We start from the raw sequence: 23,195 nt of genomic DNA on the forward strand, positions 1-23,195 counted from the left end.
GCGCGACCGGGTGATCTTCTCCTACGGCGTGGTCCAGGCGATCGGCCGTCTGACGGTGCGCTACACCGCGGTGCCGGTGGCGGTCTACAGCGCCAAGGTCCACTACGACCAGGTCAAGGATCTCTGGTACGGCGTCCGCTCGCCGGACGGCCGCTGAGGCGGCGTGATTCGCGCCCGCGACCCGAGGGTTCCGGCGGGCGCGGGCAAGCGGAATACGGGCAGGCGGAATAACGGCGCCCGGCGGGTGATTTCCCGAGGACTGTGCTCCGGCTGCGCTTGTCGCGTGCGCGCGGCGTGGAATACTCCATTCGACAGCCGTTTTTCGTCCCTCCCACCTTCTCGAGCGCCGTCCGGATGAGTGCAGCGAGCCCCAAGATCCAGGACAAGGCGGCGGAGAAGGCGCACGAGCCCTCCATGGAGGAGATCCTGGCGTCGATCCGCCGGATCATCGCCGACGATCAGGCGGTGAAGCCGCCCGAGCCGGCCGCGGTTCGCCCCCCCTCGCACGAGAACGACGACGTGCTCGACCTTGCCGAGATGGAAGAACCCGCGCCGCCGCCGCGCCCGGCCGCCAAGCCGGTGCCGCTGGAGCTCGAAACGCTCGATTTCGACGCGATCGATTTCGACGCGATGGAGCCGGAGCCCGAGCCCGAGCCGGCCCCCGCGCCGCGGGCCGCCGCGCCGGAGCCGGCGCGCAGGCCCGACCCCGCGCCGGAGCCCGGGCTGATCTCGTCCGCGGCCGGCGCCAGCGTCAACCAGGCCTTCAACCTGCTCGCCAACACGGTGTCGAGCCAGAACGCGCGCAGCCTGGAAGACCTCGTCCAGGACATGCTGAAGCCGATGCTCAAGGCCTGGCTCGACGACAACCTGCCGGTGATGGTCGAGCGGCTGGTGCGCGTCGAGATCGAGCGGGTCGCCCGCGGCCGCTGAGGTCGCGCGTGTCGCCGCCCGTGTTGACGGGAGGCCCGTGACGGGTTGAAAGCGGGCTCGAAATTCTCGAGACGGACCCGCGATCGCCCGCCCATGATGGACAAGACCTTCGACCCGGCCGGCGCCGAGGCGCGCGCCAGCGCCGCGTGGACGAGCGCCGACGCGTTCCGCGCCGGGCGGCCCGACCGGGCCGGTGCCGGGCCGTACTGCATCGTCATCCCGCCGCCCAACGTGACGGGCTCGCTGCATATCGGCCACGCCCTCAACAACACGCTGCAGGACATCCTCGCCCGCTTCGAGCGGATGCGCGGCCGCGACGTGCTGTGGCAGCCGGGCATGGACCATGCCGGCATCGCCACGCAGATGGTGGTCGAGCGCCGCATGATGGAGGCGCAGGAGCCGGGCCGCCGCGAGATCGGCCGCGCGGCCTTCCTCGACAAGGTGTGGGCCTGGAAGGCGGAATCGGGCGGCGCGATCGTCTCGCAGCTGAAGCGGCTCGGCGCCTCCTGCGACTGGTCGCGCGAGCGCTTCACCATGGGCGAGCGCGGCGCGCCCGACGAGCAGATGGTCCGCGCGGTCACGAAGGTGTTCGTCGACCTGCACGCGCAGGGGCTGATCTACCGCGACAAGCGCCTCGTGAACTGGGACCCGAAGTTCCAGACCGCGATCTCGGACCTCGAGGTCCAGCAGGTCGAGGTGAAGGGCCACCTCTGGCACTTCGACTATCCGGTGGTGGACGCGGCCGGCATCGAGACGGGCGACATCATCACGGTCGCCACGACGCGCCCCGAGACCATGCTCGGCGACACCGCCGTCGCCGTCCACCCCGAGGACGAGCGCTACGCCGCGCTCGTCGGCAAGCACGTGCGCCTGCCGCTGGTCGGGCGCCTGATCCCGATCGTCGCCGACGACTATTCCGATCCCGAGAAGGGCACCGGCGCGGTCAAGATCACGCCCGCGCACGACTTCAACGACTTCGAGGTCGGCCGTCGCCACGGCTGCCGGCCGATCAACATCCTGGACAGCGAGGCGCGGATCGCACTCGACGGCAACGCCGACTTCCTGGCCGACGCGAACCCGGATGCGGAGGCGCTGGCCCTCCACGGCCTCGACCGGTTCGCGGCCCGCAAGGCCGTCGTCGCGCTGATGGAGGCGGCGGGACGCCTGCGCGAGATCGAAGCCAACACCCACGCCGTCCCGCACGGCGACCGCTCGGGCGTGGTGATCGAGCCCTACCTGACCGACCAGTGGTACGTGAACGTGAAGCCGCTGGCCGAGCGCGCGCTTCAGGCGGTGCGCGACGGGCGCACGCGCTTCCTGCCGGAGAATTCCGAGAAGACCTTCTTCCAGTGGCTCGAGAACATCGAGCCGTGGTGCATCTCGCGCCAGCTCTGGTGGGGTCACCAGATCCCGGTCTGGTACGACGCGGAGGGTGGCATCTACGTCGCCGGCAGCGAGGCGGAAGCCGAGGCGCAGGCCGCGGCCAAGCAGGGCTCGCCGGTCGCGTTGCGCCGCGACGAGGACGTCCTCGACACCTGGTTCTCCTCCGCCCTGTGGCCGTTCTCGACGCTGGGCTGGCCGGAGAAGACCGCCGAGCTCGCGCGCTACTACCCGACCAACACGCTGGTGACCGGCAAGGACATCCTGTTCTTCTGGGTCGCCCGCATGATGATGCTCGGCCTGCACGTCACCGACGAGGTCCCGTTCGACACGGTCTACCTGCACACGCTGGTGCGCGACGCCTCCGGCGCCAAGATGTCGAAGTCGAAGGGCAACGTCGTCGACCCGCTCGGGCTGATCGACCAGTACGGCGCCGACGCGCTGCGCTTCACCCTGACGGCGCTCGCCGCGCAGGGGCGCGACATCAAGCTCAGCCCGGCCCGCGTGGAAGGGTACCGCAACTTCGCGACGAAGCTCTGGAACGCCGCGCGCTTCGCCGAGATGAACGGCTGCGCCCTCGATCCCGCCTTCGATCCGAAGGCGGTGCGGGAGCCGCTGAACCGCTGGGCGCTCGGGGAGGCCGCGCGTGCCGTCGCCGAGGTCACCGCCGCTCTGGAGGCCTACCGCTTCAACGACGCGGCGGCCGCCGCCTACCGCTTCGTCTGGAACATCTTCTGCGACTGGACGATCGAGCTGGCCAAGCCCGTGCTCCAGGGCGAGGGCGTCGACCCGGCGCTGAAGGGCGAGACGCAAGCGACCATCGCCTTCCTGATCGACCAGATCGCGAAGCTGCTGCATCCGTTCATGCCGTTCCTCACCGAGGAGCTGTGGGCGATCAAGGGCGCGGCGCTGCCCGATCGCGGCCTGCTCACGCTCCAGCCCTGGCCCGACCTGTCGGGGCTGGCGGATGCCGAGGCCGAGACCGAGATCGGCTTCGTGGTCGACCTCGTCTCCGAGGTGCGCTCGGCCCGCTCCGAGACCGGGGTTCCGGCCGGCGCGCAGGTTCCGCTGGTGATCGTCGGGGCCGATGCGGCGGTGCGGGCGCGGATCGGCGCCTGGCACGACACGCTGGTGCGCCTCGCCCGCCTCTCCGAGATCGGGTTCGCCGACGCCGCGCCGAAGAACGCGGTGCAACTGCTGGTCCGCGGCAGCGTCGCGGCCCTGCCGCTGGAGGGCATCGTCGACCTCGGCGCCGAGGTGGCGCGCCTGAAGAAGGAGGCCGCCAAGGCCGAGGGCGAGATCAGGAAGCTCGACGGCAAGCTCGGGAACGCCGACTTCGTGGCGCGCGCCCCCGAGGAGGTGATCGAGGAGAGCCGCGAGCGGCGCGAGGCCGAGGCCGAGCGGCTGGCCAAGCTTCAGGAGGCGCTGGCGCGGTTGAGCGACCCGGCGTCCTGAGCCTTGCGCCGGCTGGCGAAGGCGCTGGCCGGCATCGTCGGAGCGCTCGTCCTTGCCGTGATCCTCACGGCGCGGCCGGGCGACCCGGCCCTCTATCCGCCCGCGGAGGCGGCGCCGCAGGTGATCCACGTGGTCAGCCACGGCTGGCACAGCGGGATCGCGCTTCCGGTCGCGGCGCTGACGGGGCCGGGGGCGGGGCCGGCGCTCCGCGACATCGCCGTGCGGTTCCGCGCCTACCCGACGCTCGAGTTCGGCTGGGGCGAGGCCCGGTTCTACGCGGCGACGCCGACGCTGGCGGAGTTCGACTGGCGGCTGGCGCTCGGCGCCCTGTTCACGCCCGGCGGCAGCGACGGCGTGATCCAGGTGGTCGGCCTCGACGCGAACCCACGCGCGAGCTTTCCGCACGCCGACATCCTGGCGATCCCGGTCTCGGCCGCCGGGCTGGAAAAGCTCCTCGCGCGGCTGGAAACCGGCTTCGCGCTCGCCGGCGGCCATCCGGTCGACGTCGGCCCCGGCCTCTACGGGCCGAGCCTGTTCTACCGGGGCGCAGGCCGGTTCTCCTGGACCAACGTGTGCAACCACTGGACCGCCGGCCTCGTCAACGCGGCCGGCCTGCCCGTCGCGCCGGTGCTCGCGACGCTGCCGCGCGGGCTCATCCTCGATCTCGAATGGCGCTCCGGCGCGACGGCGGTCCCGTGACGCTCGCGCCACGCTGCGCGCGCCGTCGTCGGCCCGGCGGCGTCCGGCCAACCTGTCGAAACGGTAATGCGCCCGTCACGGGCGGGTGAGGCGCCGGGCCTTAGGACAGGGTCATCGCCCGCCGAGCCGGCGGCGCCGAAGATGTCCCCGGAGACTTGTCGCATGTCCGTTCCGCAGACCCGCACCACCGCCCGCACCAGCCGCCGGGCCCTGGCCTCGGTCGCCGCCGCCGCTCTCATCGCGGGCGGCGCCCTCGGCAGCGGCTATCTGCCGGCCGCCACGCCGGCCCTCGCCCAGGCGCTGCCGCAATCCCCGATCGCCGCGCCGGAGCACCCGCCGGGCTCGTTCGCCAACATCGTCGACAAGGTGAAGCCGGGCGTCGTCTCGGTGAAGGTGAAGCTCGACGACTCCGCTTCCAGCGACGACGAGGACGGCCCGAGCGGCCAGCAGGGCCAGAACCTGCAGAACGTGCCGCCGCAGCTGCGCGAGTTCTTCAAGCGCTTCGGCCAGAACGGCCCGAACGGTGGACCGCCCGGCATGCAGCCGCAGCACCAGGGCCCGCGCGGCGCCGTCGGCTCCGGCTTCATCATCTCCGCCGACGGCTACGTCGTGACCAACAACCACGTCGTCGACCACGCCAAGACCGTGCAGGTGACGCTCGACGACGGCCGGACGCTGGACGCCAAGGTGATCGGCAAGGATTCCAAGACCGACATCGCGCTCCTGAAGATCAAGGATTCCGGCAGCTACCCCTACGTCCAGTTCGGCAAGGCGGCCCCGCGGGTCGGCGACTGGGTGGTGGCGATCGGCAACCCGTTCGGCCTCGGCGGCACGGTGACCGCCGGCATCGTCTCGGCCCGCGGCCGCGACATCGGCGCCGGCCCGTACGACGACTTCCTGCAGATCGACGCGCCGATCAACAAGGGCAATTCCGGCGGCCCGACCTTCAACGTCAACGGCGAGGTCGTGGGCGTGAACACCGCCATCGCCTCGCCGTCGGGCGGCAGCGTCGGCCTCGCCTTCGCCATCCCCGCCGAGACCGTGCAGGCGGTGGTCGATCAGCTCAAGACCGACGGCAAGGTCGCCCGCGGCTATCTCGGCGTGCAGGTCCAGCCGGTGACGCAGGACATCGCCGAGGGGCTCGGCATGGCCAAGCCGAAGGGCGCCCTGATCGATCACGCCGAGGACGGCACGCCGGCGGCCAAGGCCGGCCTCAAGTCCGGCGACGTGATCGAGTCGGTCAACGGCAACCCGATCAACGACGCCAAGGAGCTGTCCCGCAAGATCGCGGGGCTGAAGCCCGGCGCCAAGGTTGAGATCGCCTATCTCCGCGGCGGCAAGTCCGACAACGCGACGATCACGCTGGGCGCGCTCCCGACCGACGGGTCGAAGGTGGCCTCCTCGGACACCGGCATGGCCGGCGGCCAGCCGCGGCTCGGGCTGAGCCTGGCGCCGGCGGCGGAGGTCGGCCTGTCCGACAGCGGCGTCGCGGTGGTCCAGGTCGATCCGGACGGCCCGGCCGCCGCCAAGGGCATCGAGCAGGGCGACGTCATCCTCGACGTGGCCGGCAAGAGCGTGACCCGCCCCTCCGAGGTCGCCGAGCAGATCCGCACGGCCGAATCCAGCGGGCGCAAGGCGGTGCTGATGCGGGTGAAGAGCAGCAAGGGCGTGACCCGCTTCGTCGCGATCTCGCTGACCAAGAACGACGGCTGATCCGACACGCGCGCCGGGGCCTCGCCCCCGGCGATCCCGATCGACCCACGCACGGCATCGGCAGGACGCGGACGCGTTCGGCCGGTGCCGTCTCGTCGTGACCGCTCGCTCGCGCCGATGGAACGGATCTTGAACCGGATCGGCCGGGGCCTGCTTCGGAATCCGTTTCCGGGCGCGCTATAGTCGGCTCCGCGAACTCCACGGGATCCGCGACCGGATGGCGAGCGTCGACCTGAACTCCGATCTCGGCGAGGGCTTCGGCGCCTATGCCTGCGGCGACGACGCGGCGATGCTCGCCATCGTCACCTCGGCCAACGTCGCCTGCGGGATGCATGCGGGCGACCCGGAGATCATGGCCGAGACCTTCGCGCGGGCGAAGGCGAACGGCGTCGCCGTGGGTGCCCATCCGGGCTTTCCCGACCTCTGGGGGTTCGGGCGGCGGCGGATGCCCTTCACCGCGCCCGAGATCGAGCGACTCGTCGCCTATCAGATCGGCGCCGCCCAGGCGCTCGCCGCTTACGCAGGTCATCGCATCGCCTACGTGAAGGCGCACGGGGCGCTCGCCAACCTCGCAGCCGCCGAGCGCGACGTCGCCGACGCGATCGCCCGGGCCGTGCGCGCGGTCGACCGCGACCTGGCGCTGCTGGCCATCGCGCTGACGGCGCAGGTGCCGGCCGGCGAGGCGGCGGGCCTCGAGGTCCACCAGGAGATCTTCGCCGACCGGGGCTACGCCGAGGACGGCCAGCTGATCGCCCGCGGCCGGCCCGGGGCGATGATCGACGGCGCGGAGGAGGCCGCCGGCCGCGTCCTCGCCATGGTAGAGGCCGGCGCGATCGTCACCGCGCAGGGCACCCGCCTGCCGACGCCAATCCGCTCGGTCTGCGTCCACGGCGATTCCGCGCACGCGGTCGCCACCGCCCGGGCGGTGCGCGACCGGCTCGAGGGCGCCGGCATCCGCCTCGCCCCGTTCCGGGCCTGAAGAGGTGGGACCGCCTCCGCGCCTGCTCGATGCCGGGGAGGCGGCGCTCGTCGCCGAGTTCGGCAGCGCGGTCGATCCGGCGATCAACGACCGGGTGCTGGCGCTCGACGACGCCCTGCGCGCCGACCCGCCCGCCGGCCTCCACGAGACCGTGCCGACCTACCGCTCGCTGATGATGCACTACGATCCGCTCGTGCTCGATCGCGCGGCGCTTGCCGCGCGGGTCGTCGCGCTCGCGGACGCTGCCGGTGCGGGCCGGGCCGCGCCGACGCTCTGGACGCTGCCCTGCTGCTATGCCGAGACCAGCGCGGGCGAGCCCTGCGGCGAGGACGTCGCCGCCATCGCCGAGCGCACCGGCCTTTCCGCGGCGCGGGTGGCAGGCCTGCATGCGGGGGCGACCTACCGGGTCTACATGTACGGGTTCGCGCCGGGCTTCGCCTATCTCGGCGGCCTGCCGAGGGAACTGGCGGTGCCGCGCCGGGCAAAGCCCCGCCCGCCGCATCCGGCCAACGCGCTCCTCGTCGGCGGAGGGCTCGCCGCAATCGGCACCGTGCCGATGCCGACCGGCTGGTACGTCATCGCGCGGACCCCGGCCCGGCTCTACGCGCCCGAGCGCGACGAGACCTTCCCGGTCGCCGCCGGCGACCGCATCCGCTTCGCGCCGGTGGACGCCGCGACCTTTTCGGCCCTGGAGCGGCGCGCCGCAGCCGGCGAGGTCGTGGCCCGGCGCGAAGCCTATGCCGGGGACCCGGCGCCGTGAGCCCGCGCCTCGCGATCCTCGCCGCCGGGCCGAGCGTGACGCTGCAGGATGCCGGGCGCCACGGATACCTGCGCTACGGCATCACCTCTGCCGGGCCGATGGACGCGCTCGCCTTCGACACCGCCAACCGCGCCGCCGGCAACCCGCCCGGCGCCACGGCGATCGAGGTCTCGGCCGGCGGCATCACCGTCGCGGCGAAGGGCGGCCCGCTCGGCCTCGTCCTGGCGAGCACGGGCTTCCGCATCGCCCTCGACGGCCAGGCGCTGCCGGCCGCCGTCGCGCTGACGCTGGAGCCCGGCCGGACGCTCGCGGTGCGGGCGGGCTCGGCCGGGTCATGGTGCTACCTCGCGGTGTGCGGACGCATCGCCGTCGCGCCGGTGCTCGGCTCGACCGCGACCCACACCCGGTCCGGCCTCGGCGGCCTCGATGGCCGCGCGCTGGCGGCCGGCGACAGCCTCGCGATCGACGCGGCGCGCGCCGGCGCCGGCGATCCGCAGGCCCTGGTCGCGCCCTGGCTCGACCGGCCGGCCGACACGATCCGCGTCGTGCTCGGGCCGCAGGACGACGCCTTCGCGGCGGACCAGATCGCGGCGTTCCTCGACGGCCCGTGGACGGTCGCCGGGCGCGGCGACCGCATGGCCTGCTTCCTCGACGGCCCGCGCCTGACCCATGCACGCGGCCACGACATCGTCTCCGACGGCATCGCCATGGGCGCGATTCAGGTGCCGGGCGAGGGGCTGCCGATCGTGCTGATGGCCGACCGGCAATCGACCGGCGGCTACCCGAAGATCGCCACGGTGATCGGCCCCGACCTCGGGCGGCTCGCCCAGGCCCAGGCCGGCACGCGGCTGCGCTTCGCCGCGGTCTCGATCGCGGACGCCGTCGCGGCCCGCAGGGCGGAGGCCGCGTGCCTCGCGCCCGAGATTCGGGTGGAGCCGGTGGTCCGCACCGCATTCCCGTCGGAGCTGCTGCTTGGGCTCAACCTCGTGGACGGCGTCGTCGACGCACGTGGGTGATCGCTTAGGCGGTTGGACGAAGACTTGCTTGGGCGCAGCCGCATGGATCTCGATACGATCAGCTCGGTCCTCACCCCGCGGGAGCCCGGCTCGCTGCCGGGCTGGCGCGCGGGCGACGCGTGGCTCGCCGGCGGCACCTGGCTGTTCTCGGAGCCGCAGCCGCATCTCGCGCGGCTGATCGACCTCACCGCCCTGGCGCTTCCGCCGAGCGCGGCGACCGAAGCGGGCTTGAGCCTGTCGGCCACCTGCACGATCGCCGAGCTGGACCGGATCGAGCTGCCGCCCGCCTGGATCGCCGCGCCGCTCGTCGGGCAGAGCTGCCGGGCGCTGCTCGGCTCGTTCAAGATCTGGAACCGGGCGACCGTGGGCGGCAACCTCTGCCTTGCGCTGCCCGCCGGGCCGATGATCGCGCTCGCCGTGGCGCTCGACGGCGTCTGCACCATCCGCACCGGCGCGGGCGGCGAGCGCCGGATGGCGGTGGCCGAGTTCGTGCTCGGGCCGCAGGCGACCGCGCTCGCCCCGGACGAGGTCCTGCTGCGCCTCGACATGCCGGCCTCGGCCCTCAAGCGGCGCGCGGCCTTCCGCCGGATCTCGCTGAGCCCGAACGGCCGCTCCGGCGCCCTGCTGATCGGCACGCGGGACGCCGACGGCACGCGCGTCGTCACCGTCACGGCCTCGACCCGCCGCCCGGTGCGCCTCGTCTTCCCGGCGCCGCCGAGCGCCCGCGACCTCGCCGACGCGATCGCAACGCGGATCGACGACGCGCTCTGGTACGACGACGTGCACGGCGCGCCGGATTGGCGCCACCACGTCACCGGCCTGCTCGCCGAGGAGATTCGGGCCGAGCTCAGCGAGGGCGCATGAGGATCGTCGTCAACGGCCATGCCGAGGAGGTGGCGCCGCGTCCCGGCCAGTGCCTGCGCACGCTGCTGCGCGAGCAGGGCTGGTTCGGCGTCAAGAAGGGGTGCGACGCCGGCGATTGCGGCGCCTGCACGGTCCACCTCGACGGCGAGCCGATCCACAGCTGCCTGCTGCCGGCGTTCCGGGCCGAGGGGCGCAGCGTCACCACCATCGAGGGGCTGTCCGGCCCGTGCCGGCCGGGGCAGGGGGTGCCGGACCGGGCGCCGGATCGGGCGCCGGACCCGCTGCACCCGATGCAGGCGGCCTTCGTCGCGGCCCAGGGCTTTCAGTGCGGCTTCTGCACGCCCGGGATGATCATGACGGCGGCGTCCCTCGACCAGGGCCAGAAGCGCGACCTCGGCGCGGCGCTGAAGGGCAATCTCTGCCGCTGCACCGGCTACCGCGCCATCCGCGACGCCATCGCCGGCATCGCCTCGGCCGAGGCGGCGACCGCGAGCGACCCGATCGGGCGCAGCGTGCCGGCGCCCGCGGCGCCGGACATCGTGTCGGGCCGCGCCGGCTACACCTTCGACCTCGCCATGCCGGGCCTGCTGCACATGCGGGTGCTGCGCTCAGACCACGCGCACGCGCGGATCGTCGCGATCGATCGCGCGGCGGCCCTGGCGCTCCCGGGCGTCGTCGCGGTGCTCACTTATGCGGACGTGCCGAACCTGCGCTTCTCCACCGGCCGGCACGAGAACCCGGCCGACGACGCGCCCGACACCCGCGTGCTCGACGACACCGTCCGCTTCGTCGGCCAGCGCGTCGCCGCGGTGGTCGCCGAGACGGAAGCCGCGGCCGAGGCCGGCGTGTGGGCGCTCGCTGTCGCCTACGAGCCGTTGCCGGCGGTGTTCGACCCGGAGGATGCGATGCGGCCCGACGCGACGCGAGTCCACGGCGGGGTCGTGTCGGGGGCGGACGCGCCGCCGCAGGCGTTCCGCGCGAACCTCGCGGCCGAGGCGCACGGCCTGGTCGGCGACGTCGAGGCGGGTTTTGCCGAGGCGCACCGCATCCACGAGGGCACCTACCTCTCGCAACGGGTGCAGCACGCCCATCTCGAGACCCACGGCGCGATCGGCTGGCGGGACGCGGACGGCCGCCTCGTGATCCGCTCCTCGACGCAGGTGCCGTTCCTGACCCGCGACGCGCTCTGCACGCTGTTCGACCTCGACCGATCGCAGGTGCGGGTGATGGCGGCCCGCGTCGGCGGCGGGTTCGGCGGCAAGCAGGAGATGCTGACCGAGGATCTCGTCGCGCTGGCGGTGCTCCGCACCGGGCGCCCGGTGAAGTGGGAGCTCACCCGCCAGGAGCAGTTCACCGCCACCACCACCCGCCATCCGATGCGGGTCCGGGTAAAGCTCGGCGCGCGAGCCGACGGCACGCTCACCGCGATCCAGCTCGACGTCGTCTCGAACACCGGGGCCTACGGCAACCATGCCGGCGGCGTGCTCCACCACGGCACCAACGAGGTGATCGGCGCCTATCGCTGCCCGAACAAGCGCGTCGACGGCTACGCCGTCTACACCCACACCCTGCCGGCCGGCGCCTTCCGCGGCTACGGCCTCAGCCAGACGATCTTCGCCGTCGAATCGGCGATGGACGAGCTCGCCCGCGACCTCGGCCTCGACCCTTACGCGATGCGCCGCCGCAACGCGGTGCGGCCCGGCGACCCGATGGTCTCGACCAGCCTAGAGCCGCACGACGTCGAATACGGCAGCTACGGCCTTGACCAGTGCCTCGACCTCGCCGAGCGCGCGATGGCGGCCCCCGGCGGCGACCCGGCTCCGGAGGGCTGGCGTGTCGGCGAGGGCATGGCGATGGCGATGATCGACACGATCCCCCCGCGCGGGCATTTTTCGGACGCGCGCATCCGGCTTTCCCTGTCCGGGCCATCCGATCGCGGGTCCCTTCTCCCAGGCGGAGAGGGACAGGGTGAGGGGCGTGGCCTCTCCGGCGCGTCCTCGTCCCTCACCCCAGCCCTCCACCGCACGGGAGAGGGGGTCCGTCGCGGTGATGGCGACCCTTCCGACGGCGCCGTCTACGAGCTTCTGGTCGGCACCGCGGAGTTCGGCAACGGCACCACCACCGTGCATGCGCAGATCGCGGCCGCCGCCCTCGGCACCGCGCCGGACCGCATCCGCATCCGCGCCTCCGACACCGACGCGGTCGGCCACGACACCGGCGCCTACGGCAGCACCGGCATCGTCGTGGCGGGTCGCGCGACGCTGAACGCGGCGGAGGCGCTCGCCCGCGCGATCCTGACCCGGGCGGCGGCGCAGGCGGGCGCCGCGGCCGCCGACTGCCGCCTCGAGGGCGACCACGTGATCGTTCCGGGGGGCCGCATCGCGTTGGCCGACCTCATCGCCGAGGGTCCGCTCGAAGCGGAAGGCCGGGCCGACGGCTCGCCGCGCTCGGTCGCCTTCAACGTCCAGGCGTTCCGGGTCGCCGTGCATCCGGGGACCGGCGAGGTCCGGATCCTGCGCAGCGTCCACGCGGCCGATGCCGGCCGCGTGATCAACCCGATGCAGTGCCGCGGGCAGGTCGAGGGCGGCGTCGCGCAGGCCCTCGGCGCGGCGCTGTACGAGGACGTGCGTCTCGACGAGGCCGGCCGCGTGATCACCCAGACGTTCCGGAACTACCACATCCCGGCCTGCGCCGACGTGCCGGCGACCGAGGTGCTGTTCGCCGACACCCACGACAGCATCGGCCCGCTCGGCGCGAAATCGATGAGCGAGAGCCCGTTCAACCCGGTCGCCCCGGCGCTCGCCAACGCGATCCGCGACGCGACCGGCGCGCGGCTCACCGCGACGCCGTTCGCGCCGGACCGGATCTTTCGGGATGTCGGGGCGGCCTGACCTTCAGCCCGGCACGATGCTCCGGTCGAGCACGCGGCCCTGGCCCGGCACGGACAGCACCCGGCCGTCCTCGGCGACAACCTGCCCGCGCGCGATCGTCATCACCGGCCAGCCGGTCACCGAAAACCCCTCCCAGGGGGTGTAGTCGGCGCCGTGATGGAGCGCCGCCTGCGTGATCGTCTCGCGGCGGTTTGGGTCCCACAGGGTCAGGTCGGCGTCGAAGCCGGGGCCGATCGAGCCTTTCTTCGGATACAGGCCGTAGAGCTTCGCGTGGTTCGTCGCGGTGAGCGCGGCGAACTGGTTCAGCGAGATCCGCCCCTTCGACACGCCCTCGGAGAAGAGCACCGGCAGCCGGGTCTCGATGCCGGGGATGCCGTTCGGGATCCAGCGGAAGGAGGTTCTTGCGCGCGGGTTGAGCTTGCCCTGGGGGTCGTCGTAGCGGAACGGGCAATGGTCGGAGGAGACCACGTCGAAGATCCCGCGCTGCAGGCCGGACCAGATCGCCGCCTGGCTCGCGGCATCCCGCGGCGGCGGCGAGCAGACGTACTTCGCGCCCGACATCGGGTCGTCGCCGATCCCCTTCATGTCCTCGGCCGTCAGCGTCAGGTATTGCGGGCAGGTCTCGGCATGGATCTTCAGGCCGCGCCCCTGCGCCCACGCGATCTGCTCCATCGCCTGCTCGCCCGAGACGTGGACGATGACGATCGGCAGGTCGACCAGCTCGGCATGGCTGATCGCCCGATGCGCCGCCTCGCGCTCGACCGGTTGCGGCCGCGACAGCGCATGGCCGAAGGGCCGGGTCTCCCCGGCCTTCTCCAGGCGCTCGCCGAGGTAGCGGATCGCGTCGTAGCCCTCGGCATGGACCATCACGCGGGCGCCCTCGCGCCGGGCGACGTCGAACACGTCGAGGATCTGCCGGTCGTTCAGGACCAAGTCGTCGTACGTCATGAAGACCTTGAACGAGGTGTAGCCGGCGGCGATCAGCGCCGGCAGCTCCTGCCCGAGCACCGCCTCGGTCGGGTCCGAGACGATCAGGTGGATCGCCGCGTCGACGTGGCATTGCCCCTCGGCCAGACCGCGATAGGCCTCGGCCGCCGCGCGCAGGGAGCCGCCGCGCGGCTGCAACGCGAACGGCATCACGCAGGTGTTGCCGCCGGCGGCGGCCGCCCGCGTCGCCGAGGCGAAGTCGTCGGCCATGACGATGCCGGGCCCCGAGGGCTGCGCGATGTGGACGTGGCTGTCGATGCCGCCCGGCAGCACCAGCAGCCCGGACGCGTCGATGGTCCGGGCCGCGTCCGCCACCCGCTCGGCCACCGCGACGATGCGGCCGTCGCGGATGCCGATCTCGGCACGCAGCGTGTCGGCGGCGGTGACGACGGTGCCGCCGCGGATCGCGAGATCGAAGTCGGGCATGGTTTCGCCGCCTCTCGGGTGGAACCTCGGTCCTGTCGACCGGTCCGGCCGCCCTGGCACGATGCGTGCCCGGATCGCCTCCATCCGCCCGCGAGAGTGTCCGACCCGATGTCCCCAGCGCCGCTGAACCGCTTCTCCGTCGTGCCGCTCGCGCAGATGACGCGCCGCCTCGCCGACGTGGCGTCGGGCCGGGCCGAGCCGGACCTCGTGATCGCCGGCGCGCGGGTGCTCTCGACCTATTCCGACCGCATCCTGCCCGAGCGCGAGGTCTGGATCGCGGGCGGCCGGATCGCCGCGGTGAAGCCCGCCGGCAGCCATCGCGGCGGCGCGGCGCGGTTCGATGCGGGCGGCGGGCTGATCGCGCCGGGCCTCGTCGACCCGCATCTGCACATCGAAAGCAGCATGATCACCGCCTGCGCCTACGCCGAGGCGGCACTTCTGAACGGCACGACGACGATCGTCTGCGACAGCCACGAGATCGGCAACGTGCTCGATGCCGACGGCGTCGCCTGGATGCTGGAGGATGCCCGCGCGGCGGCGCTCAACATCTACCTCACCGTGCCGAGCACGGTGCCGGCGACGACGCCTAAGCTGGAGACCGCCGGCGGCGACCTCACCGCCGAGAAGATCGCCGCCCTGTTCGACGCCTGGCCCGAGGCCTTGGGCCTGGGCGAGAAGATGGATTTCGTCGCGGTCGCCGAGGGCGATCCCCGCGCCCACGCGATCATCGCGGCTTCGCTGTCGCGCGGGCGCCCGGTCTCGGGCCACATCTACGGCCGCGACTTCGTCGCCGCCTACGCCGCGTCCGGCGTCACCGACACCCACGAGGCGATCGACCGCGACATCGCCGACGACCTGCTCGACGCCGGCATCTGGATCTTCCTGCGCGGCGGGCCGCCGACGACGCCGTGGCACTCGCTGCCGAAGGCGATCGGCACGGTGGTCGATTACGGCGCCGCCTGGAAGCGAGTCTGCTGCTGCACCGACGACCGCGACGCCGTGGACCTCCTCGCATACGGGCTCGACTGGGTGGTGCGCGAAGCGGTGCGGATGGGCATCCCGAAGCCGGCGGCCTGGTCGATGGGCTCGCTGCACCCCGCGACGCGCTACGGCCTCGACGGCGAGATCGGCGGCCTCGGCGGCGGCCGGCGGGCCGACCTCGTGCTGCTCGACGACGACCTCGTGCCGCAATCGACCTGGTACGGCGGCGAGCTGGTGGTCGAGAACCGCACGATCACGCCGCGCCTCGACGCGGCCCTGTCGCGCCCCTACCGCTACCCGGCGCGCGCCTACGCCACCGTCCACCTGCCGGTGCCGGTGCCGTCGCTGATCCCGACGCTGCCGGAAGCCCCCTGCACCGTCAACGCGATCCGCACGACGCTGCCCGGCATCGAGCTCGTCCACGAGCGCATCACGCTCGATCCCGCCGTAGACTGGCCGACGACGCTCGCCGAGAACGATCTGTGCCACGTCGCCGTGGTGGAGCGGCATGGGCTCGGCGGCCACGCCGCGCACGGGCTGCTGCGCGCCTTCGGGCTGAAGCGCGGCGCGGTGGCGAGCAGCGTCGGCCACGATTCGCACAACCTCATCGTCGCCGGGCTGAACGAGGCCGACATGCGGGTCGCGGTCGACGCCGTCGCGGCGCATCAGGGCGGGGTCTGCGTGGTCGAGGACGGCGCGGTCGTCGCGATGGTGCCGCTGCCGGTGGCGGGCCTGCTCTCGGACAAGCGCGTCGGCGCGGTCGCCGAGGAGGTCCGCGCCCTGAAGGTCGCCTGGGAGCGGGCCGGCTGCACCATCCCCTACATGGGCTTCAACCTGATCCCGCTCTCGGTGATCCCGCAGATCCGCATCACCGACAGGGGCCTGGTGCTGGTGCCGGAGATGCGCCAGGTGCCGCTGTTCGAGCCGGCCTCGAAGAGTTTCCGCCCAATCAGAGCAGGAAGTCGAGCAGCGTCCGGTTGAAGGCTTCCGCCCGCGTGACACTGTGGGCGTGGCCGCCCTCGGCCACGAGATCGAGGCGGGCCTTGGCGAGGCCGGCGGCGAGGCGTTCGGAGGCGGTGTAGGGCACCAGCACGTCGTCGCGGGCGGCCATCACCAGGGTCTCGTGCGGGATCGCGCCGAGCCGCCCGGCAAGGGTGAAGCGCTCCAGCGCGCCGATCCGCGCGAGCACCGTCTCGGGCCCGGGGAAATGCGCCAGCGCATGCGCCTCGTCCGCCGCCACCCGCGCGGCATTCTCGGACAGCCACGGGGCGGGATAGAGGAAGATCGCCTGCGCGCGGACGAAGGCCTCGGGGCCGGCATGGTTCAGGAGCGCTTTGCGGGCGGAAAAGCACCGCAGCGTCGCGGAATCGATCGCGTCCCAGCCGTTGATCACGACGATGCGCCCGACGCGCGTCGGGTGGTTGAGCGCCAATTGCAGCGCGATCAGCCCGCCGAGCGCGTGCCCGACGACGTCCGCCCTCGCGGTGCCGGTGGCGTCGAGGACCGACAGCGCGTCCTCCGCCATCGCCGCGATGTCGTGGCCGGGCTCGAGCGGGCCCTTCGAGCGGCCGGTGCCGCGATGGTCGTAGGTCAGGACGCGGAAGTGCGGATCCAGCGCGGGCATCTGCGGCGCGAAGTAGCCCGCCATCCCGCCGAGCCCCGGCGAGAGCAGGACGGTCCGCGCGCCGTCGCCGGCGACGTCGTGATGGACCGGCATCAGACCGAGGTGTCGACGGCGAGCGCGCCGACCGGCCTGCCGACATGCGCCACAGAGGCGATCTCGACCAGCGCGTCCGGCTTCACCAGCCCGCACTGGATGCAGTAGCGCGCCGGCTTCTCGCCGGGGAAGTATTCGGCATAGACCGCGTTGATCGCCGCGTAGTCGGCCCAGTCCTTGAGGAAGACGTGGTTGAAGGTCACGTCGTCCATGGTCCCGCCGGCGGCCGCGACGACGCCCTTGATCGTCTCGAGCACGTGGCGGGTCTGGGCCGAGGCGTCTCCGACATGGACGACGTTGGCGTCGGCGTCGAGCGGCAGCGTGCCCGAGACGTAGAGCACGCCGTCGGCCAGGGTTCCGGGCACGTAGGGCGCCAGCGGCTTGCCGGTGCCGGGCGGGATCACGACGGTCTTCGGCATTGTGTTCGGGACTTTCCGTTGGCGATCACTCGGCGGCTTCGGTGCGACGCGGCTCGGCACAGAGGGCCCTCTCGAAGGCCGCCACGTCCGAGACCCAGCCGAAGAACGTCTCGATGTTGAGGAGCGCGCCCTCCTGCAGGCTCGGCGGGCCGGCCTGGTGGGTGGCGTCGGCCAGCACGATGCCGAAGTATTCGAGGAAGAACCCGTCGCGCAGGGTCGATTCCACGCAGACGTTGGTGGCGATTCCGGTGAAGACCAGGGTGCGGATGCCGCGCGCCCGCAGGGTGCTGTCGAGCGCCGTGTTGTAGAAGCCGCTGTAGCGCGGCTTGCCCATGACGATGTCGCCGGGCTGCGGCTTCAGCGCGTCGACGAGGTCGTAGTCCCAGGTGCCGCGGGTCAGCAGCCGGCTGTTCAGCCCCGGCTGCCGGCGCATGGTCTTCAGCGCGTTGGATTTGTGCCAGTTCGGCGAGCCCGGCCCCCCGGCCTCGACGTAGTCGGCGTCCCATCCGTTCTGGAACCACAGCACGACGATGCCGGCCGCCCGCGCGGCCGCGACGGCGGCGGCGATGCGGCCGATCACCGGCCCGGTCTGCGACACGTCGAAGCCGGCCAGATCGAGGTAGCCGCCCTTCGTCGCGTAGGCGTTCTGCATGTCGACGACGATGAGCGCGGTGGCCTCGGGCGCGAAGGCGATCGGCTCGGGCCGCGCGGGCAGCGTCACGCCGCCGAAGCGGCCGGCGGCGTCGCGGTATCCGGCGGGCGCCTCCATCACGCGACCTCGGAGAGCGGCGCCGCAGCCGCGGCGACGTGTCGGCGGGTCTGCATCAGCGGCTGGATCTTCTGCCCGAAATCGTCGAGCCCCTTCAGGAAATCGTCGAACACCAGCAGCACCCCGCCGGTGCCGGGCACGGTCATCACCGCGTCGAGCATCCGCGCCACGCTCTCGAACGAGCCGACGAGGGTGCCCATGTTGATGTTCACCGCCGAGGTCGGGTCGGCCATCTGGCGCACGTTGGTGTCGGCGCCGGACTTCGTGTCGGCCGCGCCCTGCACGCCGAGCCAGGCGATCGCCTCCTGGTCCGCGCCCGCCTTGTAGTGCTCCCACTTGGCGTGAGCGGCGGCGTCGGTCTCGTCGGAGATCACCATGAACAGCACGTAGGAGGAGACGTCGCGGCCGGTCTTCGCCTTGGCGGCCTCGAGGCGCGCAACCGTCGGCGCGAAGGCGGTAGGGGTGTTCACGCCCTTGCCGAAGCAGAAATTGTAGTCGGCGTAGGTTGCGGTGAAGGCCATGCCGGCCTCGCTCTGGCCGGCGCAGATCACCTTCATCGCACCTTGCGGCCGCGGGCTCAGGCGGCAATCGTCCATCTGGAAGTATTGGCCCTTGAGGTCGCTGCGCCCGGTCTCCCAGAGCTCGCGCAGGATCTGCGCGTATTCCGAGAGGTACCGGTACCGGTCGGCGAAGAAGGCGTCGCCGGGCCAGAGGCCCATCTGCGAATATTCCGGCTTCTGCCAGCCCGTGATCAGGTTGAGGCCGAAGCGTCCCTCGGAGATCGAGTCGATCGTCGCGGCCATCCGCGCCGTGATCGCGGGCGGGAAGCACAGGGTCGGCGCCGTGGCGTAGAGCTTGATCCGCGAGGTGACGGCGGCGAGCCCGGCCATCAGCGTGAACGATTCGAGGTTGTGGTCCCAGAACTCGGTCTTGCCGCCGAAGCCGCGCAGCTTGATCATCGACAGGGCGAAGTCGAGGCCGTAGCCCTCGGCCTTCAACGTCACCGCCTTGTTGAGGGCGAAGCTCGGCTTGTATTGCGGAGCATTCTCGGAGAGCAACCAGCCGTTGTTGCCGATCGGGATGAAGACCCCGACATTCATCGCTGCGGCGGGTTCGTCCATCGGCCACCTCTTCCGAACGCGACCCGACCCGCTCGCGGCGGGCCCGAGACGGGGAACGGTAACCGCTCGAACCAGCCCGTCAAATCGCGGACGCGGCTCTGCACAAAATCTCCGCGGGTTGCTCAGGCGATGCGCGCGATCCGCCCAGACGGGAAGCGATCCCGGGTGCGGATCGAGCCGCCCGGATGCGCGAAACGCCGCCCGCGATCTGGTAGACCGGGCATCACGTGCCCTGCCCGATGGACGCCGCGATGCGCGAGACGCCTGCCCCGAACGCCGCCACCCCACTCCGCGCCGCCACGAACCGGGCGTCCTATCCGCGCCACGTCCCGATCGGCACGCGCTGGGCCGACAACGACGTCTACGGGCACGTCAACAACGTGGTCTACTACGCGTTCTTCGACACCGCGGTGAACGGCCTGCTGGTCGAGGCCGGCGTGCTCGACATCGCGCGATCCCCGGTGATCGGCCTCGTCGTCGAGACCGGCTGCCGCTACCACGCGCCGATCGCCTTCCCGGACGTGGTCACCGCCGGCGTGCGCGTCGCGCGGATCGGCCGGTCGAGCGTGCGCTACGAGATCGGGCTGTTCCGCGGCGACGCCGACGAGGCCGCGGCCGAGGGCTTCTTCGTGCACGTCTACGTCGACCGCGCCACCCGCCGGCCCGTCGCGTTGCCGGAGCCGCTGCGCACGGTTCTGCAAGGGTGGACCAGCGCCGCGGAGCCGTCCCTGCCGTGACACCTCCGCCCCCCCTTGCTATGGCGCGGGGATGAGACACCGTCGCATCGTCGGGCGCCGGTGCGAGCGGATTTGACACGATCATGAACATCTTCGCCCTGTTCGAGGCGCGCGTGCGCGAGGCCGTCGAGGCGCTGGTCCGCGGCGGGACGCTGCCCGAAGGCCTCGACCTCGCCCGGGTCGTGGTCGAGCCGCCGCGCGACGCGAGCCACGGCGACCTCGCCACCAACGCCGCCCTGGTGCTCGCCAAGGAGGCCAAGACCAACCCGAAGGCGTTGGGCGAGGCGCTGGCCGCCGAGCTGCGCACGGACCCGCGCGTGGTCGGAGCCGAGGTCGCCGGCCCCGGCTTCATCAACCTGCGCCTCGCGCCCGCCGTGTTCCACGGCGTTCTGCGCGGCGTGCTGGCCGATCCCGTTGGCTATGGGCGCGGACGGATGGCGGGCGGCCGGGTCAACATCGAGTACGTCTCGGCCAACCCGACCGGCCCGATGCATGTCGGGCACGGCCGCGGGGCGGTGTTCGGCGACGCGCTGGCCAACCTCCTCGTCGCCGCCGGCCGGCAGGTGACGCGCGAGTACTACATCAACGACGCCGGCGCGCAGGTCGACGTGCTCGCCCGCTCCGCCTACCTGCGCTACCGCGAGGCGCTGGGCGAGGAGGTCGGGGCGATCCCCGAGGGTCTCTATCCCGGCGACTACCTCGTGCCGGTGGGGCAGGCGCTGGCCGAGACCCACGGCCGCGCGCTGCTCGGACAACCGGAATCCGAATGGTTGCCGGTGGTGCGCGAGACCGCCATCGCCGAGATGATGGCGATGATCCGCGGGGACCTCGCCGCGATCGGCATCCACCACGATGTGTTCTTCTCCGAGCGCACCCTGCAGGGGGAGGGCGGCGGCGCGGTCGCGGCGCTGCTCGCGGAGCTGCGCGAGAAGGGCCTCGTCTACGAGGGCCGCCTGCCGCCGCCCAAGGGGCAGGTGCCGGAGGATTGGGAGGACCGCGAGCAGACCCTGTTCCGCACCAAGGATTTCGGCGACGACACCGACCGGCCGCTGCTGAAGTCGGACGGCTCCTACACCTACTTCGCCACCGACATCGCATACCACCGGGCGAAGTACCTCGCCGGCGCCACCGAGCTGATCGACGTCCTCGGCGCCGACCACGGCGGCTACGTCAAGCGCATGCAGGCGGCGGTGAAGGCGGTCACCGACGGGCGGGCGAGCCTCGACGTGAAGCTGTGCCAGCTGGTGCGGCTGTTGCGCGCGGGCGAGCCCGTGAAGATGAGCAAGCGCTCGGGCGAGTTCGTGACGCTCCGCGAGGTCATCGACGAGGTCGGCCGCGACGCGATCCGCTTCATGATGCTCTACCGCAAGAACGACGCGACCCTCGATTTCGACCTCGCCAAGGTGGTCGAGCAGTCGAAGGACAACCCGGTCTTCTATGTCCAGTACGCCCATGCCCGCATCCGCTCGGTGCAGCGGCAGGCACGCGAGGCGTTCCCCGACTTCGATCCCGCCGATGCGGCGGCGCTGGGTGATGCGGACTTCGCGCTGCTGTCCGATGAGGGCGAGGCCGAGATGCTGCGGCTGATCGCGCAATACCCCCGCGTGCTGGAGGCGGCCGCCGCCGCCCACGAACCGCACCGGATCGCGTTCCACCTCTATGAAACGGCGAGCAGCCTGCATAGTTTCTGGAACAAGGGCAAAGACTTGCCGCAATTACGGTTTGTTAATCCAACCGACCGAAAGTCGACTCGGGCGAGGCTGGCGCTGATCGAAGCGCTGCGAGGCGTCCTGGCATCCGGTCTCGCCGTGCTTGGCGTGAGCGCTCCGGACGCGATGCGATGAGTGCGCCCCCTAAGTCGGCGTAGGATAAGGATGCTGCCATGACGAACGCTTCGCGTGCGCCTGTCGATTTCGACGCCTTCGCGCGCGATCTGCAGCAGCCTTCGCCGGCCCCGCGGGCCGTCGAACCTGCCGCGCAGAAGCCCGACCCGCTGGCGGAACTCGCCCGCATCGTCGGCCAGGACGATCCTTTCCGCGCCCTCCTCGCCGCCCGCGACGACCGGCGCGAGCCCGCCCCCCAGGCGTCCGCCCATCGCGGCCGCCAGGAGCCGAGCTTCGGCAACGAGGCCGCCCATCATCCGAACGATTACGCCGAGCCGCAGCGCAACACCCCGGCCGACGCGTTCGACCAGTATCTCGCCTCGGTCGACCACGGCTCCGACCAGCCGGTGGCCTACGGCGACGCGCAGACCTACCAGGACGGCGGTTCCGAGGCCTACGACCAGCGCAGCCTGAAGCGGGTGAAGCCGCGCCGGCGGCTGGTCACGGTCGGCGCGGGCGTCGCCGTCGTCGTCGTCGCGGTGACCGGCGCACTGACCTACAAGGGCCTGAGCCGCGGCGGCAGCGGCGGCGGCGTGCCGGTGATCCAGGCCGACACCTCGCCGGTGAAGGTCGCGCCGAAGGTCGCCGACGGCGTCGAGATCCCGGACCAGAACCGCCAGATCTACGAGCCCAAGGCCAAGGACAGCCAGATCCGCATCGTCAACCGCGAGGAGCAGCCCCTCGACGTGGCCCAGGCCGCCCGCGCGGCGCAAGGGCAGGATCGGCCGGCACAGGATCGCGGCGAGACGGCCAACCTCACGCCGGGCTCGGCCTCGTTCGACGTGTTCGGCCAGCCGCGCAAGGTCCGCACCGTCGTGGTCCGGCCGGACACCCCGCCCCCGGCGGTCCAGCGCGAGGCCCAGGCGGAATCGTCCCCGATCTCGCCGGTCCCGACCATGACGCTGCCGGGCGACGATGCATCCGCCGCACGCCCCAAGCCCGGCCGGATGGCGGCGGCTTCGACGCCGCAGATGCCGAGCCAGACCGCGACCGCGCAGCCGCCCTCGCAGCCCGCCGCAACGCAGGCGCCGCCGGCGCCCGAGCGCACGCCCGCTGCGGCGGTCCCGCCGCCGGCCAAGCCGAAGGCACCGCAGCGCGTCGCCGCCGTCGCGCCCGAGGCCGCCGTCCCGGTCGAGGCCCCGGCCACGACGGCGACCGTGAGCAACGCCGCCGTCGGCGGGTTCTCGGTCCAGCTCGGCGTCCGCACCAGCGCCAAGGAAGCCCAGACCGCCTTCCGCGAGATGCAGGGCAAGTACAGCCAGCTCGCCGGCAAGCCGGAGCTGATCCGCCAGGCCGAGGTCAACGGCAAGACGATCTTCCGGGTCCGCGTCGGGCCGCTGGCCAAGGCGGAAGCCACGAGCCTCTGCACCGAGCTTCAGGGCGCCGGCGGACAGTGCTTCGTCGCCAAGAACTGAGCCCGCCTCCACAAAACCCGCGTCGGCGGATCGCCTGAGATCGGCGATCCGCC

18 protein-coding genes and 1 pseudogene are annotated in these 23,195 nt (G+C 72.5%); 14 read left to right on the forward strand and 5 right to left on the reverse strand.

Annotated elements, in window-relative coordinates:
• The 10 genes and pseudogenes from MKK70_RS01090 to MKK70_RS01135 all read left to right on the forward strand — a co-directional run.
• Window positions 1–157: pseudogene (locus MKK70_RS01090) on the forward strand (channel protein TolC); the annotation flags it as partial.
• A gap of 197 nt (window positions 158–354) precedes the next feature.
• Window positions 355–930 carry a PopZ family protein gene (locus MKK70_RS01095; protein ID WP_187276683.1) on the forward strand — a complete coding sequence of 192 codons (576 nt, stop codon included), beginning with the start codon at window positions 355–357 and terminating at the stop codon, window positions 928–930.
• 93 nt (window positions 931–1,023) lie between these two features.
• Entirely contained in the window at window positions 1,024–3,765 is a 2,742-nt protein-coding gene (locus tag MKK70_RS01100; RefSeq protein WP_243945484.1) for a valine--tRNA ligase, read from the forward strand.
• A 3-nt stretch (window positions 3,766–3,768) separates the two neighbouring features.
• A complete protein-coding gene (locus MKK70_RS01105; RefSeq protein WP_147858692.1) occupies window positions 3,769–4,464 on the forward strand; it encodes a DUF2459 domain-containing protein in 696 nt (231 codons plus the stop codon).
• 162 nt (window positions 4,465–4,626) lie between these two features.
• Complete coding sequence (locus MKK70_RS01110) at window positions 4,627–6,177, forward strand: Do family serine endopeptidase (protein WP_243945486.1); 1,551 nt, start codon at window positions 4,627–4,629, stop codon at window positions 6,175–6,177.
• A 217-nt stretch (window positions 6,178–6,394) separates the two neighbouring features.
• Entirely contained in the window at window positions 6,395–7,156 is a 762-nt protein-coding gene (locus MKK70_RS01115; RefSeq protein ID WP_147843867.1) for a 5-oxoprolinase subunit PxpA, read from the forward strand.
• Between the two features lie 4 nt (window positions 7,157–7,160).
• Window positions 7,161–7,916: a 5-oxoprolinase subunit B family protein gene (locus MKK70_RS01120; RefSeq protein ID WP_147729887.1), complete on the forward strand. Its 756-nt coding sequence runs from the start codon at window positions 7,161–7,163 to the stop codon at window positions 7,914–7,916.
• A complete protein-coding gene (locus MKK70_RS01125; RefSeq protein ID WP_147858690.1) occupies window positions 7,913–8,932 on the forward strand; it encodes a biotin-dependent carboxyltransferase family protein in 1,020 nt (339 codons plus the stop codon). The genes MKK70_RS01120 and MKK70_RS01125 overlap by 4 nt, the downstream gene beginning before the upstream one ends.
• A 42-nt stretch (window positions 8,933–8,974) precedes the next feature.
• A complete protein-coding gene (locus MKK70_RS01130) occupies window positions 8,975–9,796 on the forward strand; it encodes an FAD binding domain-containing protein (RefSeq protein WP_147728322.1) in 822 nt (273 codons plus the stop codon).
• Window positions 9,793–12,687: a molybdopterin-dependent oxidoreductase gene (locus tag MKK70_RS01135; RefSeq protein WP_243945488.1), complete on the forward strand. Its 2,895-nt coding sequence runs from the start codon at window positions 9,793–9,795 to the stop codon at window positions 12,685–12,687. Before MKK70_RS01130 ends, MKK70_RS01135 begins: the two co-directional genes overlap by 4 nt.
• Before the next feature lie 3 nt (window positions 12,688–12,690).
• Here the strand turns inward: MKK70_RS01135 and hydA are convergent, their stop codons facing one another.
• The gene (hydA, locus tag MKK70_RS01140; protein ID WP_243945490.1) at window positions 12,691–14,100 is read right to left on the reverse strand and encodes a dihydropyrimidinase; all 1,410 of its coding nucleotides are present in this window, start codon (window positions 14,098–14,100) and stop codon (window positions 12,691–12,693) included.
• A 108-nt stretch (window positions 14,101–14,208) separates the two neighbouring features.
• Here hydA and MKK70_RS01145 point away from each other — a divergent pair, with 108 nt between their 5' ends.
• Entirely contained in the window at window positions 14,209–16,062 is a 1,854-nt protein-coding gene (locus MKK70_RS01145; RefSeq protein ID WP_243945492.1) for an adenine deaminase C-terminal domain-containing protein, read from the forward strand.
• Here the strand turns inward: MKK70_RS01145 and rutD are convergent.
• From rutD to rutA, 4 genes are read right to left on the reverse strand one after another with little or no spacing between them, the layout of a single operon-like run.
• The gene (gene rutD / locus MKK70_RS01150) at window positions 16,031–16,798 is read right to left on the reverse strand and encodes a pyrimidine utilization protein D (RefSeq protein ID WP_147727582.1); all 768 of its coding nucleotides are present in this window, start codon (window positions 16,796–16,798) and stop codon (window positions 16,031–16,033) included. The genes MKK70_RS01145 and rutD overlap by 32 nt on opposite strands.
• Window positions 16,798–17,217: a pyrimidine utilization protein C gene (gene rutC / locus MKK70_RS01155; protein WP_147727583.1), complete on the reverse strand. Its 420-nt coding sequence runs from the start codon at window positions 17,215–17,217 to the stop codon at window positions 16,798–16,800. The genes rutD and rutC overlap by 1 nt, the downstream gene beginning before the upstream one ends.
• 25 nt (window positions 17,218–17,242) lie before the next feature.
• Window positions 17,243–17,986: a pyrimidine utilization protein B gene (gene rutB / locus MKK70_RS01160; protein ID WP_147727584.1), complete on the reverse strand. Its 744-nt coding sequence runs from the start codon at window positions 17,984–17,986 to the stop codon at window positions 17,243–17,245.
• Window positions 17,986–19,086 (reverse strand): pyrimidine utilization protein A, encoded by a 1,101-nt coding sequence (gene rutA / locus MKK70_RS01165; RefSeq protein WP_147842930.1) that lies wholly within the window; start codon window positions 19,084–19,086, stop codon window positions 17,986–17,988. Before rutA ends, rutB begins: the two co-directional genes overlap by 1 nt.
• 272 nt (window positions 19,087–19,358) lie before the next feature.
• On the opposite strand from rutA, the gene MKK70_RS01170 reads away from it, so the two are divergent.
• From MKK70_RS01170 to MKK70_RS01180, 3 genes are all read left to right on the forward strand, one after another.
• On the forward strand, window positions 19,359–19,844 hold the full coding sequence (locus tag MKK70_RS01170; protein ID WP_210246704.1) for an acyl-CoA thioesterase: 486 nt from the start codon (window positions 19,359–19,361) through the stop codon (window positions 19,842–19,844).
• A gap of 83 nt (window positions 19,845–19,927) precedes the next feature.
• A complete protein-coding gene (argS, locus tag MKK70_RS01175) occupies window positions 19,928–21,688 on the forward strand; it encodes an arginine--tRNA ligase (RefSeq protein WP_243945494.1) in 1,761 nt (586 codons plus the stop codon).
• Between the two features lie 38 nt (window positions 21,689–21,726).
• A complete protein-coding gene (locus tag MKK70_RS01180; protein ID WP_243937490.1) occupies window positions 21,727–23,142 on the forward strand; it encodes an SPOR domain-containing protein in 1,416 nt (471 codons plus the stop codon).
• Window positions 23,143–23,195 lie beyond the last annotated feature (53 nt).

The organism is Methylobacterium sp. E-041 (assembly GCF_022829665.1).
Lineage (GTDB): Bacteria > Pseudomonadota > Alphaproteobacteria > Rhizobiales > Beijerinckiaceae > Methylobacterium.

Bases quoted from the DNA above. Each gene is read 5' to 3' on its own strand.
- MKK70_RS01095 (WP_187276683.1), top strand. From the start codon at position 355: ATGAGTGCAGCGAGCCCCAAGATCCAGGACAAGGCGGCGGAGAAGGCG.
- MKK70_RS01100 (WP_243945484.1), top strand. From the start codon at position 1,024: ATGATGGACAAGACCTTCGACCCGGCCGGCGCCGAGGCGCGCGCCAGC.
- MKK70_RS01110 (WP_243945486.1), top strand. From the start codon at position 4,627: ATGTCCGTTCCGCAGACCCGCACCACCGCCCGCACCAGCCGCCGGGCC.
- MKK70_RS01115 (WP_147843867.1), top strand. From the start codon at position 6,395: ATGGCGAGCGTCGACCTGAACTCCGATCTCGGCGAGGGCTTCGGCGCC.
- MKK70_RS01130 (WP_147728322.1), top strand. From the start codon at position 8,975: ATGGATCTCGATACGATCAGCTCGGTCCTCACCCCGCGGGAGCCCGGC.
- MKK70_RS01135 (WP_243945488.1), top strand. From the start codon at position 9,793: ATGAGGATCGTCGTCAACGGCCATGCCGAGGAGGTGGCGCCGCGTCCC.
- hydA (WP_243945490.1), bottom strand. From the start codon at position 14,100: ATGCCCGACTTCGATCTCGCGATCCGCGGCGGCACCGTCGTCACCGCC.
- MKK70_RS01145 (WP_243945492.1), top strand. From the start codon at position 14,209: ATGTCCCCAGCGCCGCTGAACCGCTTCTCCGTCGTGCCGCTCGCGCAG.
- rutD (WP_147727582.1), bottom strand. From the start codon at position 16,798: ATGCCGGTCCATCACGACGTCGCCGGCGACGGCGCGCGGACCGTCCTG.
- rutC (WP_147727583.1), bottom strand. From the start codon at position 17,217: ATGCCGAAGACCGTCGTGATCCCGCCCGGCACCGGCAAGCCGCTGGCG.
- rutB (WP_147727584.1), bottom strand. From the start codon at position 17,986: ATGGAGGCGCCCGCCGGATACCGCGACGCCGCCGGCCGCTTCGGCGGC.
- rutA (WP_147842930.1), bottom strand. From the start codon at position 19,086: ATGAATGTCGGGGTCTTCATCCCGATCGGCAACAACGGCTGGTTGCTC.
- MKK70_RS01170 (WP_210246704.1), top strand. From the start codon at position 19,359: ATGCGCGAGACGCCTGCCCCGAACGCCGCCACCCCACTCCGCGCCGCC.
- argS (WP_243945494.1), top strand. From the start codon at position 19,928: ATGAACATCTTCGCCCTGTTCGAGGCGCGCGTGCGCGAGGCCGTCGAG.
- MKK70_RS01180 (WP_243937490.1), top strand. From the start codon at position 21,727: ATGACGAACGCTTCGCGTGCGCCTGTCGATTTCGACGCCTTCGCGCGC.